The following is a 14803-nucleotide window of genomic DNA, read 5'->3' as shown; positions in this document are numbered from 1 at the left end:
CACGTTATTGCGAAGAGGTAACCCCTTCGGACGCTGGCTGTTTAAACTGATGGTCGAACAACTGGCGGAACACCCCGTCCTTCTCGATCAGGGTTTCAAGATTACCTTCTTCAAGAACTTCGCCTTCCTGAATGACGACAATCTTGTCTGCCTCAAGCACGGTCGACAATCGGTGGGCAATGACAATCGTGGTCACATTCTCGGTCAGCCGGTCCAAAGCCTTTTTCACAAGAGTCTCGGATTCCGCGTCAAGAGCACTGGTAGCCTCGTCCAGCAACAGAATTTCCGATTTGCGCAGAATTGCACGCGCGATTGCGAGGCGCTGTTTTTGCCCACCGGACAAAAACGCACCATTCTCTCCGACAGGCGTATCGTAGCCATATTCCAGCTTTCTGATGAAATCATGGGCATGGGCGGCGCGGGCGGCCTCCATCACTTCTTCATCGGTGGCGTCCGGGCGCGCATATCTCAGGTTATCCATAACCGAGGACGAAAACAAAAATGTTTCCTGGCCGACATAGGAAATCTTCTGACGCAGTGAAGCAAAACTCACGCCCTGCAAGTCCTGATCATCGATCTCAACAGTTCCGGAATCGGGATCATAGAAACGCATGATCAGACCGAAGATCGTTGATTTACCACCACCGGATTGACCGACCAGAGCCGTCGTCTTGCCGGCCTCGAATGTCAGGTTCATATTCGAAAGGACCGGTGTGTCACCTTTGTACCCAAACGTCAGGTCCTTGAGACGGATTTCACCCGCACCCGTGACCAGGGTTTTGGCGTCGGGGCTTTCCCGCATCTGATCTTCTTCGTCCAGAAGCTCGAACATCATGTTGATCGGAACCAGGGTGGTTTCGATGATAACACGCATTTTCGACAGGCGTTTAGCGGGCTCGTAAGCCATCAGCAACGCTGTGATAAAGGACATCAGCTGACCTGCCGAAGTTGGTTCGCTGTCTCCGATGCCGATAGTGCTGATCACCAGAATGCCCGCAATCGCAAAACCTGCCAGAAGTTCCATCAACGGGCTGGCGATTGACTGCAGCTTGGAAATCGAGTTTGCACGTTCCTCGACCGTCCTGATAGCCCCGTTCATGCGATTCGCCATGTGGTCTTCAAGGGCAAAGACTTTGATGATCGTGATTCCGCCAGACGTTTCCTGCAGAACCTTGATGATTTCAGACAGTGCCATCATCTCGGATTGCATGATCGCTTTCACACGTTTCAGCAACATGCGAACGCTGATCAACGCAACCGGGCCGACGACGAAAAACAGCACCGATAGCATCGGTTGCTGGTAAATCATGACAAATATCAGACCGATCAAGGTCAGCAGGTCGCGCACAAAGCTTGTCACGACGACATCAACCAGCCGCCTGGCCGCCTGCGCACCCTGCGTGACGCGCAGCAACAGGCCCGAGGATTCGTTTCTTGAGAAAAAACCGACCCCGCGTTTGATCAGCTTTGCGTAAAGGCGCTCTTGCTGAACAGCAATGATGCGGTTGCCGGCGCGCGCCAGAAAGACTGCCTGAATGTACGACGCAAGCGCCTTGCCAAGAAACAGCCCTATGACGGCGGCGGCAATCAGCCCGACCTTGGATCGCATCTCCGGCTCGGTCATCGCGTTAACGATGTTTTCCATCATCCACGCGGTACCCGCCGTTGTTCCGGCGACACCGACCATGGCCACCATCGCGATCCCGTACAGCCAGCCCTGATTTCTGAGGCTTTCGAACAGCAGACGGCCAATATTACCGGATTTCCATTTGGCCCAGGTTTTTTTGATCATTCTATTCTCCAAAACCCTCAGCGGTTCCGATGCCTGACAGCGTCATGGTCTTACCCCGACCCCAAACCGCACCATTGCGGCAATGGTCGGACGCGGTGCTGTTAGTTATGCGCGACTGCACAAAGAATCCATAGGCAGCGCGCAGATATTGGGGCCGATGTGTCCCGGTTGACATCAGGAGCAACCTTTTTCGGTTTGGCTTGCGTGTAACAATATGTAATTGCTTGTCTATTTCATAAATGTGACAACAATAACAACAGTCGCACCAGATATTGATCGGCGTTTTATCGCCACTCGACATCCCCCAGGAAAATATATCCCGCCCCATAGATCGTCTTGATAAGGCGCGGATTTTTGGGATCTTCGCCCAGTTTTGTCCGCAGCCGGGATATACGCACATCCATCGCCCGGTCGAAACTGTCACCTGCGGCACCGCCCAGTGCTTCCTGCATCTGCGCCCGGCTGATCAGGCGTTTGGGGCTTTCCAGAAACAGCCGCAAAACCTCGCCTTCCGCATGGCTGAATGGCGTTTCCGCACCGCTGCCGTCCTCCAGCACATAGCGGTCAAAATGAGCGATCCAGCCATTGAAACGCGCCACATCCGATTGCGACACCTGCGTGCGCGGGGACCGCAATCTGGCCCGGATGCGCGCCACGACCTCGGCAGGGTCGAACGGTTTGGTTATATAGTCATCGGCCCCAAGTTCCAGGCCGGTGACACGATCCTGCACCTGCGCCCGGCCCGAGATGATGATCACCGCCGCCCCCTGTTCCAGCGCCAGCCGGTGGACAAGCGCCAGACCGTCTGTGTCGGGCAGGGAAAGATCGACCAGGCACACATCCGGTGTCACGCGTTTCAACGCAGCTTCGAATTCCCGAGCACGGGCGAAGCACTGGGTGCGAAACCCCGCCTCTTCCAGCGCATCGGTCAGAACGCACCGGATTTCGGGTTCATCATCAACAATAGTGACCAGCGGTTGTGTCATCAGGCGGCCTCGGTTCTGATCAGGGCGGACAGTTGCGCCCGGGTAAACGGTTTGCTCAGCACCGGGGCCAGCGTCAGCGCCTGCCGGTGCAGCGGATCGGAATAGGGCAAAGAGGTCATCAGAATGCACGGCAGCGCGGGTTTCAGCTGCGCCAACAAATCCAGCCCGGTCCCCTGCCCCTCCAGCCGAATGTCCGACAGCACAAACACGATATCGTCGATATCCGCCGTCAGCGCCAGCGCTTCATCGGCCGACGTCGCCTCGATCACCGAAAACCCGAGGTCGACCAGCATTTCCCGGAATTGCCAGCGCAGGTCGTCACTGTCCTCGACCAGCAAAACCAAACCTTCCTGTATCGGCGGCGCCGGGCGACAGGGCAAACGCATGGCCACCGTCGCGCCCGAAGGGGTATTGCGCAGATTCAGATCTCCGCCCGCAAGTTTCACGGTATCATAGACCATGGGCAGGCCCAGCCCCGACCCCTTGCTGCCTTTGGTGGTAAAGAACGGGTTCAGCGCCTTTTCCAACCCTTCCTCGGAAAAGCCCGAGCCGGTGTCCGAAACCGCGACCTCGATCCAGATATCGCCAATCTTATGGGCGCTGATGGTGATCTGACCGGACCCGCCGCAAGCATCGCGCGCGTTCAGCACCAGATTCAGCAGAGCATCCTGAACCATGCCCGGATCCAGCATCAGCGCCTCGTCGGGCAGTGTGTTCACCACCGACAACCCCACGCCACGCGGCAGGGAGGGCGAGGCCAGAATACGCAGGTCCTCGAGCAATCCGCGCATATCGGTCGCTTTCGGCTGAAAGGTGCGGTTTCCAGTCATGTCCGCGATCCTGTTCAGCAACTGACCCCCTCGCCGGGCCGTCTGCTGGGTGGCGGCCACCAGTTCCCGCGCCTCGGCGGACAGGTCCATCTTTTCCAGCCGGGACTGCATTCCCAGAATGATCGTCAACAGGTTTGAAAAATCATGCGCCAGCCCGCTGGTCATCTGCGCCGCCATGGCCCGGCGCCGGGTTTGTTGAAGGGCGACGCGCGCCTGGGTTTCCTCGGTGATATCGACCGACATCACATAGACGCCGCCTTCGCCATCCGGAGAAAACGACACGCGGATACGGCGGGAATCCTGATCTTCGGTAAACTCGAACACCGAGGCTTCGCCGCCATAGGCCTTTTGCAGATGGGGTTCGACACGCGGGAAGGCCGCAGCTCCCAAAGCCTGAGAAACATGCATGCCCAGAATCTCTGACGGGCGACCCGGCATGACCGAGCTGAGCCGGCGGTTCGAATAATCGTACCGCCCATCCGGGTCGAGATGCGCAATATGGGCCGGCATCATTTCGGTCGTCATGCGCGTACGGGCTTCGATTTCGGTCAGCTGGCGCTTGGCCTCTTCCAACGCGGCATTGGTGGCGGCCAGTTTACGGTTGGTTGCCGAAAGCTCTTCGGCGCGGTCCAACAACTGATCCGATAATTCCTCGGACCGGGCGCGCAGCAGGGCCTCGGCCTGTTTGGTGTTGGTGATATCGGTGTAGACCGAAACCCAGCCACCTTTGGGCAGCGGCGCCCCTTCGACCGAAATCACCCGCCCGTCGGCCCGGACACGTTCCATATAGTGCGGCTCAAACGTCAGCGCCTGTTGGACCCGCAAATCCACGATGGCCTCGACATCTGCGTCGGTACCGTATTCGCCACGCGCCGCCAGATAGCGGATCGTGTCCCGGAACCGCGCCCCCGGCTGGACCAGTTCATCCGGCAAATCGAACATCGCCTGAAACGGCCGGTTGCTTACAACCAGCCGCAACTGACTGTCATAAATCGACAATGCCTGCCCGATCAGGTTCAGACCGGCGGTCGTCATCTCTTTTATGTGCTGTTCGGTAATGTCCAAACTTACCCTCTCCGTAACACATGCGTAACACCGGATTTGTCACAGGTGTAGAGGGCACAGGCGCGACAGATTGGGATCGGCTGTTGTCGCCGCGGTTCAATACCGGGGTTTCGATTTCGGCCCTTCGGCGGTGATCGAATGCAGCGACAACGTATGATCCATGTTCCGCATCCGGTGCCGTAGCATCATCCGCCCCAGACGTGCCAAATCTGCGGCATAGTCGGGGTTTTCCGCCACGTTCTCCATTTCGCCTTTACCCTGTTGATCGAACAAAAGCGGCGGCAGGTCGGCGGCGAACTCGACCAGAGTGAACCGCTCGTCCCGCAGGATACCCAGACACGAGTCGCTGTTGCCCGTACCGAGATGCTGTTGCCACAAGCTGGGTTTTTCGGGGGCCGAGAAATCCAGTTCGCTGAACGAATAGCTGCGCCAATCCTCCGGGACCTCTCCTTGCAGCAACGGCATCAGGGACCGCCCGTCCATCGCGTTCGGAATAGGCAAACCGGTCCAGTCCAGTATCGTCGGGGTGATGTCGATGGACTCTGTCGGCACTGTCACCACGGTTCCTGCGTGATGCTGGTTGCCTGGCATCCGGATCATCAACGGCGTATGATAGGCCGCGTCATAAACTGTCATCTTGCCCCAGGTGTGGTGATCGCCCAGCATCTCTCCGTGGTCGGCGGTGATCACCACAAGGGTATCGTCATATTGACCGCTGTCCTTGAGGAACTGGATGACACGACCGACATGATGATCCACCTCGGTCGCCAGTCCCAGATAGACCGAGCGTAACATCCGAACGTTTTCGGGTGTCGGGTCCAAGGTATCGAACCCTTCGACGAAATCCTTCGCCGACTGCTTTTCCATCGCCGGGCCAAAGAAGGGATGCATCGCGCGTTCGTCGGCTATATCTGCAAACCCGGCTGGCAGAGGCAAAGCACCGGGATCATACATGGCATTGTAGGGCGCCGGGGCAACCAGAGGCGGGTGCGGCCGGATATAGGTCAGATGCGCAAACCAGCTCTGATCCTTGAACGGCGCCATGCTGCTGAGGAACGCGTCGGTCAGAAAGGCAGTGTCGCTGTCCTCGGCCCGGTACAAGGCCGGGTCGTTCAGACGCGGGGCACCACCATTTGGCGAAACCGGCTTGTATACGTCCCAATACTCGTCGAACGCGTACCCCTTTTGCATCAGATAGGACCGCCAGGGATAGGATTCCTCCAGCCGCATTTCGATAACCTCGTGAAACCCGGCCATCGGGTTTTCATAGGATTTCAGGATCGGATCACCCGGATCGAAAACTCGTGGATCGGCCGAGGTATCGGTGTAGCCGTACAACATGGGCAGGTAACCGGCCTTGCGCATCTCGGTCGCGATGTTCGGCGTGTCGTGCCGCAACGGCGTACCGTTGCGAATTGACCGGTGGTTCATCGCATACTGCCCCGTCAGGATCGAAGCACGCGACGGCCCGCAAGGGTTGGTCACTGAAAAGTGCCGATCAAACGTTACGGCCTCAGCCATGAACGCGCGCAAGTTGGGCAGATCGACATGGGCCGCAAGGGCCCCATTCAGGCAATCCGCCCGCAACTGATCGATGATGACGAACAGGACATTTCCGGGTTTCTTCATTTGACCTAACCTGATTCCACCGAGGCGCTTCAGATGTGATCTTTGTCGCGCTTCGCCCCTTCCGCAACCACTTCGTGACGTTGGGTTTTGATCAGGCATAAAAAACTGAACTTAAACGAAAAGCAGAGTTGATGCGCGCAATCCGCCGCACTGACGCCCGGTCGATCCGAAATTGTCACACTGCTGCTATTGTGCGGCGACAATTCCCGGTGGTGCGCAGAAATCCGTTGCAGCGCTACCCGGTTTCACATCTCATACGGCCATGACGCAGCCCATGATACATTCGGACCCCGACGCCGACGGCGTCTGCCTGCGTATTTCGGGCGAAATGCTGACCCAATCTCTGGAAAAGGTGGAACAGGCGTTCGCGGCGGTGCAGCCGCAGGGTCGCAAGGTCACATTTGATCTGTCCAATATCGAGGCGCTGGACACTGGCGGGGCGTGGCTGATCGCAAATCTGGCGCGGCGCGTGCGCGCCGTCGGGGCCGAGGTCAGGTATGAAGGGCTGAGCCCTGCGCATTCCGCCCTGCTGGATACTGTGGCTGAAAACATACCCGACGATCCGGGGATCGAGGCCGAGCACCGCAGCTTTGTCGACTGGGTCGCCAGCATTGGCGAACGTACGGTCGGGGCGTGGAAAGACTCGCTTTCGATGCTGGGTTTCCTGGGGTTGACGCTGCATCGCCTTGTCCGAACCATCGTCATGCCCTGGCGTCTGCGCCGCGCGGCGCTGGTGTCCCAGATGGAAGAGGTCGGATTCAAGGCGATCCCGATTGTGGCTTTGATGGGGTTCCTGATCGGTGTCGTGCTGGCCTTTCAGGGGGCAACTCAGCTGAAACAGTTCGGGGCCGAGATTTTTGTCGTCGAACTGATTTCAATCTCGGTTCTGCGTGAGCTGGGCATCCTGCTGACGGCCATCATCGTTGCGGGTCGGTCCGGGTCGGCCTTCACCGCGTCGATCGGCTCGATGAAAGTGCAGGAAGAGATCGACGCCATGCGCACGCTGGGTCTGGACCCGATCGAAGTGCTGGTCATTCCGCGGGTCGTGGCCTTGTTGATCATGCTGCCGATCCTTGGTTTCATTTCCGATATGGCCGCCCTGTTCGGTGGCGGCTTGATGAGCTGGATCGATCTGGACATCAGCCCCGGCATGTTCGTGACCCGTTTGAAGGAAAGCACCGGTATCTGGCACTTTGCCATCGGCATGATCAAAGCCCCGTTCTTTGCGCTGGTGATCGGGGTTATCGCCTGCTGGCAGGCAATGCAGGTCAAGGGATCAGCCCAGAGCGTCGGCCAGAGAACGACCGCATCCGTGGTGCAGGCCATCTTCATGGTCATCGCGCTGGACGCGCTGTTCTCGATCTTCTTTTCGGCGTTGGATGTCTGATATGGACGGAACCGTGCTGGAACAGACCTCGGACACCAACGCCCAGCGAGAGGCGGTGATCCGCGTGCGCAGCCTGACCAACCGGTTCGGACCACAGGTCGTGCATGAAAACCTCAATCTGGATGTCTGGCGCGGCGAGGTGCTGGGCATAGTTGGCGGCTCGGGTACCGGCAAATCCGTGCTGCTGCGGACGATTGTCGGGCTGAACACACCCGCCGCCGGCAGTATCGAGGTGCTGGGTGTCGACGTGCTGAATGGCCCCGAACAGGAACGCCGGCGCATCGAAAAGCGTTGGGGCGTTGCGTTTCAGGACGGCGCGCTGTTTTCCTCGCTGACCGTTTTGCAGAACGTCATGGCGCCGCTGCGCGAACATACCGGGATCAGCGAAAGGCTGATGCAGGCCCTGGGCAGCCTGAAGATCAGCCTTGTTGGCCTGCCGCAACTGAGCTGTGGCAAGTTTCCCTCGGAACTGTCCGGCGGGATGCGCAAACGCGCGGCCTTGGCTCGCGCCTTGGCGCTGGACCCCGAGATCGTGTTTCTGGACGAGCCCACTGCCGGGTTGGACCCGATCGGGGCTGCGGCCTATGACGAGTTGATCGGAGAATTGCAGCACGCGCTGGGGCTGACGGTGTTCATGGTCACGCATGATCTGGACAGCCTTTACGCGATTTGCGACCGCATCGCGGTTCTTGCGGAAAAACGCGTTCTGGTTGAAGGTCCGATTGAAGAAATGACCAAAGTCGATCATCCTTGGGTGCAGGAGTACTTCACCGGCCCCCGGGCGCGCGCAGCGCAAGAGAAGGGGCAGGACAGGTAGAGGCCATGGAAACCCGAGCGAACTATATCCTGATCGGCGCCTTCACCCTTGCCGGGATCCTTGGCGCATTTGGCTTTTTCCTGTGGCTCGCCAAATTCGAAGTCTCACGGCAATACGCCTATTACGACGTGCTGTTCGACAATGTCTCGGGCCTGTCGGCTGCGGGCGGCGTCAGCTATAACGGCCTGCCGGTCGGGCAGGTGATCTCGCTGCAACTGGACGATGAGGACCCGTCCAAGGTGCGGGTCAAGCTTGAGGTCGACGCCGATATCCCGGTGACCGATGATACAATCGCACAGCTGCAATCCCTGGGCGTGACGGGCGTCAGCTATGTCGAACTGACCGGCGGATCGGCCAGCGGCACCAAATTGCCGGAAAACAGCGTGATCAAAAGCAAGCGCAGCGCGATCCAATCGCTGTTCGAAGGCGCGCCGAAAGTGCTGGACGAGGCCGTCACCTTGTTGGAAAACCTCAATGCCGTGGTCGATGACAAGAACCGAAAGTCGGTCAGCGACATTCTGGACAACGTCGCCTCGGCTTCGGGCAAGCTGAACAAGACGCTCACGGATTTTGAGAACCTGTCAACGGATCTGGGTGGCGCGGCCAAGAAACTTGGCGATTTCACGGATCGGCTGGACAAGTTGGCGGATACCGCTGAAAGCACTCTGACCACTGGCACAGACACGCTGAACAGCGTGAAAACAGCATCGGAATCCGCAACGGCCGCGCTGGACAGCGCCAAAACCACCATCGAAACCGCCGACCGCGTCATTCAGCAAGATATCCGCCCGCTGATCGAGCGGGTGACGACATTGGCCGAAAACCTGAACGGCCTTTCGGGTGAGGCTGACGTGGCCCTGGCAACGATCTCGGAAACCTTCTTGAACGCCAACAAGACCCTGGGATCGATCACCGGCACGATGGAGACTGCAAAAGGTACCCTGACATCGGCAGAGCGCGCCTTTGACTCGGCCAACAAGGTCATAAACGAAGATATCGGCACGGTAATGAATGACATCCGAACGGCGGCGAACGAAGTGTCCTCGACCGTGAAAAACGTCACCAAGCGGCTCGACGATATCTCGGCCGATATCCTCAGCGCCTCCCAATCCGCCTCGGAGCTGTTGGGCACCATCGACGGTATCGTGCAGGCCAACCGCCGCCAACTGTCGGACTTTCTGCGGGTCGGCCTGCCCCAATTCACGCGTTTTGTCGAAGAGTCACAGCGTCTGGTCATCAGCCTGGACCGGCTGGTGGACAAGGTCGAACGTGACCCCGCACGCTTCCTACTTGGAACCCAGGCATCGGAGTTTCGTCAATGATCAGGTTTCTTCTTTTGGGTCTTGCCCTTGTGTCGTTGGGGGGATGCACGGGTTTGGAGACGCTCCGGCAAGCTTCCAAGCCTAATGACCTGTATCTGCTTACGCCCAAAAGCACATTTTCCACTTCGCTTCCGCGCGTTCAGAGGCAGATCGTGGTGCAGGAGCCGACGGCCACCGCAGCGGTCAACACCGATCAGATCGCCATCCAACCCACGCCGTTACAGGTTCAGTACCTGCCGCGCGCACGCTGGGTGGACCGGGCCCCGCTGATCGTGCAGGCGCTGTTGGTCGAAAGCTATGAAAACAGCGGCAAGGTCGCCGCAGTTGGCCGATCCACTGTTGGTCTGCGTGCGGATTACGTCATCGTGCCCGATCTGCGGGAGTTTCAGGGCATAGTAATCAATGATGTTGACGGCAAACAAACCATCCGGGTGGAAGTGCGCATCAACATCAAGATCATCGACGAGTTCGAAGACAAGATCATCGCTTCGGACTCGTTTCAGGAATACGTGATCGCGGCCAGCGATCAGACACCGGATCTGGTTAAGGCTTTTGATGAAGCTCTGGGCAAGACCATGCGGGATGCGGTGGAATGGAGCGTGCGTAGAATCAACACCCACACCGCCAACACTCCGCGACAGTTCTAGGACCCTGAGAACTGGGCGCCGACGGATGCCAGCACCCAGAAGCCAGTGTTATTGCGCCAGCGTTTCGGCCAGGCGCATCAGAGTCACGGCCTCGGCCCGGTAGCCAAACGGGTCCTGACCTTTGGCGCCATTGGCCAGGGCGATTGCGTCTTCGTACGACCAACTGCCCAGATATTCCCCACCACGCAGCAACTGGCCAAACCCCGCGATGGCATAGGAGAACCGGACATCCCCGGTCGACTGTCCCTGCCCCGGCAGGATCGGTTCTTCAATCAACTGGCTTTCGGACGCACCGGGCTTTTTATAGCGCAGCTTGAAGAACCCGATCTCATCGGACCCATCGGATGCCGATGGTTCGGCATAGCGCAGCGGACCATTTCGGATTGCATCCGAGCCCACGGGCGTCACCTCGTAGATCGCCGTCACCGTATGACCGGCGCCGATGTCGCCTGCATCCACCTTGTCGTTCGAGAAATCCTCGCGCCGCAGGGCACGGGTTTCATATCCGATCAGGCGATATTCGGCGATTTGTGCCGGGTTGAATTCGACCTGAATTTTTACGTCATTTGCAATCGGAAACAGGGCGCCGGTCAGCTGATCGACCAGCACTTTGCGCGCCTCGCCCAGCGTATCGATATAGGCCGCCTGCCCGTTGCCGTTCTGCGCCAGCGCCTGCATGGTCGCGTCGTCCAGATTGCTGCGGCCAAAACCCAGAACGCTCAGGAAGGTGCCGCTGTCTCGTTTGCGGGCGATGAAGTCTTTCAAGGCGTCGGGGTCCGACAGGCCGACATTGAAATCCCCATCGGTGGCCAGAATGACGCGGGTCACCTCTCCGTCCTCGGCCATGCCTTCCGCCACCTGATAGGCTTGTTGCAGCCCGGCCTGCCCGGCGGTCGAGCCACCGGCCTGTAACTGATCCAGCGCAGTCAGGATCTTGGTTTTCTCCGCCGCCGGCGTCGGCTCCAGCACCTGCCCCGCGCTGCCCGCGTAAGTGACGATCGAGACCTGATCCTCGGGCCGCAGTTCCGACAGCAACAGCCGGAAGGACTGTTTCAGCAACGGCAGTTTGTTCGTATCCTGCATCGATCCGGAGGTATCGATCAGAAAGACGAGGTTCAGCGGCGGGCGATCCTCGACCTGCGGAAGCGCCCCCTGAATGCCGATATGGACCAGTTGCGTGCCCTCGTTCCAAGGCGTTGGCGAGACGGTAATGGTCGGCCGGAACGGTGCATCCCCTTTGGGCGCGGGATAGCTGTAGGGGAAATAGTTCACCATCTCTTCCACCCGCACCGCGTCTTTCGGTGGCAACTGGCCGCGCAGCAACGAGGACCGGACAATCGAGTATGAGGCCGTATCGACGTCAATCGAGAAGGTCGATACCGGGTCGTCCGCTGTAACTTTCAACGGGTTGTTTTCGGCATTGGCAAAGGCTTCGGTGTTCTGTTCGGGTACAATATGAAGATCACTTTGAACGGGTGCCGGCGCCATTGAGGCTGTGCCGTCGTACAGTTCCGCACCCTCCCTAAGCTCGGTTGTGGCACCCAAACCTGTGGTTGCCCGTTTGCTCAAAACGCGGGGACCCGTTGAAGGCGGCACAGCTTCCTCAAGCACCATTGGTTCCTCAACAATCGAGTCCGGCAGGGCATCCTGCAATAGGCTGTGTTCAACCGCAGCCTCCTGATCTGTTTCCACTGTTTGAACCGGTACTTCAGCCCGTCGGTTTTCGGTCCAAGATGTGGGGTTCACCACGTAATCGCGGGTCTGCGGCAGGATCACGACCAGAGCCACAGCAGCAATTGCGGTTGTCGCGGTCAAAGCACCGCGATGCGAGAGGGCATTCAACATGGATTTCGCTCCTTCTGTCATGCGGGCCATCAGGCCTCGCTTGACAGTCGGACGCATGTCGGCGCGCGATCCTTGGGCGCGGGCGAAAACTTTTTGCGCCTGTTGCAGATTTTCAGCCCGCCGCTGCGCGTCTGGCGCGGGGGTGGCGGCGTCCATCAGGGTTTTGAGGTCTTCAAGATCGTCTGTCATGGGGCCAGCTCCTCTTGCCGCAGCACCCGCAGGCGCTTGCGGATATCCGACATGCGCCAGGACACCGTGCCCTCGGACACGCCCAGCACGTCGGCGGCTTCGGCATGGGTCATCTCATCTTCCAACGTCAGGGCCAGCGTATCCTGCAAATCCTGCGGCAGGGATCGCATGGCCCGCTGCAACCAATCGACGGCTTCGGCGGTTTCCGCAGCCTCGGCCCGCCGCATCTGTTCGACATCACCCCACCCCACAGCAGCGCGGCTGTGGCTGGCCTGACGACGGCGCGCGTCTTCGGCGGCATTGACGACAACCCGGTACAGCCAGGTGGTGAATTTGGCCTGTGCCCGGAAGCCGGCGATCTTAGCTGGAAGGGCCGCGCAGATATCTTGCGTCAGGTCCTCGGCCTGATCGGCCCGCCCGGTAAGGCGAAAGGCCAGACGGAAAACCCGATCATAATGCCGCGCCAACAGGGCAGCAAACGCGTCAGCGTCCCCTTTTGCGGCGGCTTTGGCCAGATTCTCATCCGATGTTGTCATGCGCATCACGATGGGTAAGACGGATCGGAAAGATCAATCCTTGGCGGCAGGACGAAAAAAATCAGAAACGATCCGCCGAAGCCATTTTCCAGTCTCTTGCAAACTCCTCCGGGATCGCGTCCGTCAGCAGAACACCTTCGTCGATGAACGTGTAGAGATCGGCATAGGACCATTCCCGTTCATCCGCCGTACGGCGGCGAATATCGCCCGGATGCAAGTCCGAGACCTTTTCCTTGCCCATGGCACCCAGAAGTTCGCGAAAGCTCTCGAGTGTGGCGTCGTGGAAACGATGAACCCGTTTGCGTTTTTGCGGCACGTGTACCGCGCGTCCACGGATCGGATCCTGCGTTGCCACGCCCGAAGGGCAGCGGTTGGTGTTGCAATGCAGCGCCTGAATGCAGCCCACCGCAAACATCATCGCCCGCGCCGCGTTGCACATATCGGCCCCAAGCGCGAATTTTTCGACCATGTCATAGCCGGTGGCCACCTTGCCCGAACAGATGATCCGAATCTTGTCGCGCAGGCCCACGCCGCGCAGGCAGTTGTTGGCGAAGATCAGCGCCTCGTTCAGCGGCATACCCAGGCGGTTGGTAAATTCGACCGGTGCCGCGCCGGTGCCGCCCTCGGCTCCATCAATTGTAATGAAATCAGGCAGAATGCCGGTTTCCAACATCGCCTTGCAGATTGCCATGAACTCGGACGGCCTGCCGATACACAGCTTGAACCCAATGGGTTTGCCGTCCGACATCTCTCGTAGATGTTGCACGAAATGCAACAAGCCGGTCGGCCCCTCAAAGGCCGAGTGGATGGGCGCAGAGATGACATCCTGATGCTCGGGCACGCCACGGATTTCCGCGATTTCTTTGTCGACCTTGGCTGCTGGCAGCACCCCGCCATGAGACGGCTTTGCACCCTGAGACAGTTTGATCTCAATCGCTTTGACCACATCCTTCTTGGCCTTTTCAGCGAACAGGTCCTTGTCGAACCCTCCTTCCGGCGTACGACACCCGAAATACCCGGTGCCAATCTGCCAGATGATATCGCCACCTTCGGCCAGATGGTGCGGGGACAGGCCCCCCTCACCCGTGTTATGCGCAAAACCGCCGTCCTTGGCACCGCCATTCAGCGCCCGGATCGCATTGGCGCTGAGTGCACCGAAGCTCATGGCCGAAACGTTAAGACGCGAGGCGCTGTAGGGTTTGGTGCATTGCGGACCGCCCAGCATGATCCGCTCTTCGCTTTCCGGCACTTCCTTGGGCGCAAGCGAGTGATTGGCGCGGTGATATCCTACAGTCAGGATATCGTATTGCGTGCCAAAGGCCTGCGTATCCACCTGCCCTTTGGCGCGGGAATAGACCAGGCTGCGAATGATCCGGTTGTAAGGGCGCCCGCTTTCGTTGGTTTCTACGAAATACTGACGGATTTCCGGGCTGACGAATTCCAGCATGTACCGGAAATGGCCCAGAACCGGGTAGTTGTTCAGTACGTTGTGCTTGGTGGTCAGCATGTCATACAGTCCAACCACGGCATAGGGGATCAGGATCACCAGCAACCAATGGGCCGGTGGCCAGAAAAAACCCCACAGCAAGGTCAGGGGAAGGCACACGTAGCTCAGGACATAATAGAGTCTGCGTACAATCATTTCGTGCTCTCCCAAAGTGCTGCCATATCAACCTTGTAGCAACCGTGGATCAAATCGGCATTTGATTGCAAGCGTTTGCGCCCCGGGCTCACGCGATCCGACGGGATTGTGAGGCA

General features: G+C 58.9%; 11 protein-coding genes. 4 read left to right on the top strand and 7 right to left on the bottom strand.

Features of this window, described 5'->3' with window-relative positions:
* Positions 1-4: 4 nt before the first annotated feature.
* The 4 genes from ACR0DO_RS11640 to ACR0DO_RS11625 form a co-directional block, all read right to left on the bottom strand.
* Entirely contained in the window at positions 5-1792 is a 1788-nt protein-coding gene (locus tag ACR0DO_RS11640; RefSeq protein ID WP_480558891.1) for an ABC transporter ATP-binding protein, read from the bottom strand.
* A 284-nt stretch (positions 1793-2076) separates the two neighbouring features.
* On the bottom strand, positions 2077-2778 hold the full coding sequence (locus tag ACR0DO_RS11635) for a response regulator transcription factor (RefSeq protein WP_480558889.1): 702 nt from the start codon (positions 2776-2778) through the stop codon (positions 2077-2079).
* The gene (locus ACR0DO_RS11630) at positions 2778-4673 is read right to left on the bottom strand and encodes a PAS-domain containing protein (protein WP_480558887.1); all 1896 of its coding nucleotides are present in this window, start codon (positions 4671-4673) and stop codon (positions 2778-2780) included. The genes ACR0DO_RS11635 and ACR0DO_RS11630 overlap by 1 nt, the downstream gene beginning before the upstream one ends.
* 96 nt (positions 4674-4769) lie before the next feature.
* A complete protein-coding gene (locus ACR0DO_RS11625; protein WP_480558885.1) occupies positions 4770-6302 on the bottom strand; it encodes an alkaline phosphatase family protein in 1533 nt (510 codons plus the stop codon).
* Positions 6303-6564: 262 nt separating this feature from the next.
* Between ACR0DO_RS11625 and ACR0DO_RS11620 the strand changes: the two genes are divergently transcribed.
* The 4 genes from ACR0DO_RS11620 to ACR0DO_RS11605 are packed head-to-tail and all read left to right on the top strand — an operon-like array spanning position 6565 to position 10475.
* Positions 6565-7689, top strand: a complete 1125-nt coding sequence (locus ACR0DO_RS11620) for an ABC transporter permease (RefSeq protein ID WP_480558883.1) — start codon at positions 6565-6567, stop codon at positions 7687-7689.
* Between the two features lies 1 nt (position 7690).
* Positions 7691-8506, top strand: coding sequence for an ABC transporter ATP-binding protein (locus tag ACR0DO_RS11615; protein WP_480558929.1), 816 nt, complete (start codon positions 7691-7693; stop codon positions 8504-8506).
* Positions 8507-8511: 5 nt separating this feature from the next.
* A complete protein-coding gene (locus ACR0DO_RS11610) occupies positions 8512-9828 on the top strand; it encodes an MlaD family protein (protein WP_480558881.1) in 1317 nt (438 codons plus the stop codon).
* On the top strand, positions 9825-10475 hold the full coding sequence (locus ACR0DO_RS11605; RefSeq protein ID WP_480558879.1) for an ABC-type transport auxiliary lipoprotein family protein: 651 nt from the start codon (positions 9825-9827) through the stop codon (positions 10473-10475). The genes ACR0DO_RS11610 and ACR0DO_RS11605 overlap by 4 nt, the downstream gene beginning before the upstream one ends.
* Positions 10476-10523: 48 nt before the next feature.
* Here ACR0DO_RS11605 and ACR0DO_RS11600 read toward each other — a convergent pair whose 3' ends face one another.
* From ACR0DO_RS11600 to ACR0DO_RS11590, 3 genes are all read right to left on the bottom strand, one after another.
* Positions 10524-12509 carry a vWA domain-containing protein gene (locus tag ACR0DO_RS11600; protein ID WP_480558877.1) on the bottom strand — a complete coding sequence of 662 codons (1986 nt, stop codon included), beginning with the start codon at positions 12507-12509 and terminating at the stop codon, positions 10524-10526.
* On the bottom strand, positions 12506-13045 hold the full coding sequence (locus tag ACR0DO_RS11595) for an RNA polymerase sigma factor (protein ID WP_480558875.1): 540 nt from the start codon (positions 13043-13045) through the stop codon (positions 12506-12508). Before ACR0DO_RS11595 ends, ACR0DO_RS11600 begins: the two co-directional genes overlap by 4 nt.
* Positions 13046-13106: 61 nt before the next feature.
* The gene (locus tag ACR0DO_RS11590) at positions 13107-14687 is read right to left on the bottom strand and encodes an FMN-binding glutamate synthase family protein (RefSeq protein WP_480558873.1); all 1581 of its coding nucleotides are present in this window, start codon (positions 14685-14687) and stop codon (positions 13107-13109) included.
* Positions 14688-14803: the final 116 nt, after the last annotated feature.

The organism is Ruegeria sp. AM9, assembly GCF_056540565.1.
This window is presented reverse-complemented; position numbering and strand designations above follow the sequence as displayed.

What these genes read in the sequence shown, in the direction of transcription:
- ACR0DO_RS11640 (WP_480558891.1), bottom strand. Translation starts at nt 1,792, where the DNA reads ATGATCAAAAAAACCTGGGCCAAATGGAAATCCGGTAATATTGGCCGT.
- ACR0DO_RS11635 (WP_480558889.1), bottom strand. Translation starts at nt 2,778, where the DNA reads ATGACACAACCGCTGGTCACTATTGTTGATGATGAACCCGAAATCCGG.
- ACR0DO_RS11625 (WP_480558885.1), bottom strand. Translation starts at nt 6,302, where the DNA reads ATGAAGAAACCCGGAAATGTCCTGTTCGTCATCATCGATCAGTTGCGG.
- ACR0DO_RS11620 (WP_480558883.1), top strand. Translation starts at nt 6,565, where the DNA reads ATGACGCAGCCCATGATACATTCGGACCCCGACGCCGACGGCGTCTGC.
- ACR0DO_RS11615 (WP_480558929.1), top strand. Translation starts at nt 7,691, where the DNA reads ATGGACGGAACCGTGCTGGAACAGACCTCGGACACCAACGCCCAGCGA.
- ACR0DO_RS11610 (WP_480558881.1), top strand. Translation starts at nt 8,512, where the DNA reads ATGGAAACCCGAGCGAACTATATCCTGATCGGCGCCTTCACCCTTGCC.
- ACR0DO_RS11605 (WP_480558879.1), top strand. Translation starts at nt 9,825, where the DNA reads ATGATCAGGTTTCTTCTTTTGGGTCTTGCCCTTGTGTCGTTGGGGGGA.
- ACR0DO_RS11600 (WP_480558877.1), bottom strand. Translation starts at nt 12,509, where the DNA reads ATGACAGACGATCTTGAAGACCTCAAAACCCTGATGGACGCCGCCACC.
- ACR0DO_RS11595 (WP_480558875.1), bottom strand. Translation starts at nt 13,045, where the DNA reads ATGACAACATCGGATGAGAATCTGGCCAAAGCCGCCGCAAAAGGGGAC.
- ACR0DO_RS11590 (WP_480558873.1), bottom strand. Translation starts at nt 14,687, where the DNA reads ATGATTGTACGCAGACTCTATTATGTCCTGAGCTACGTGTGCCTTCCC.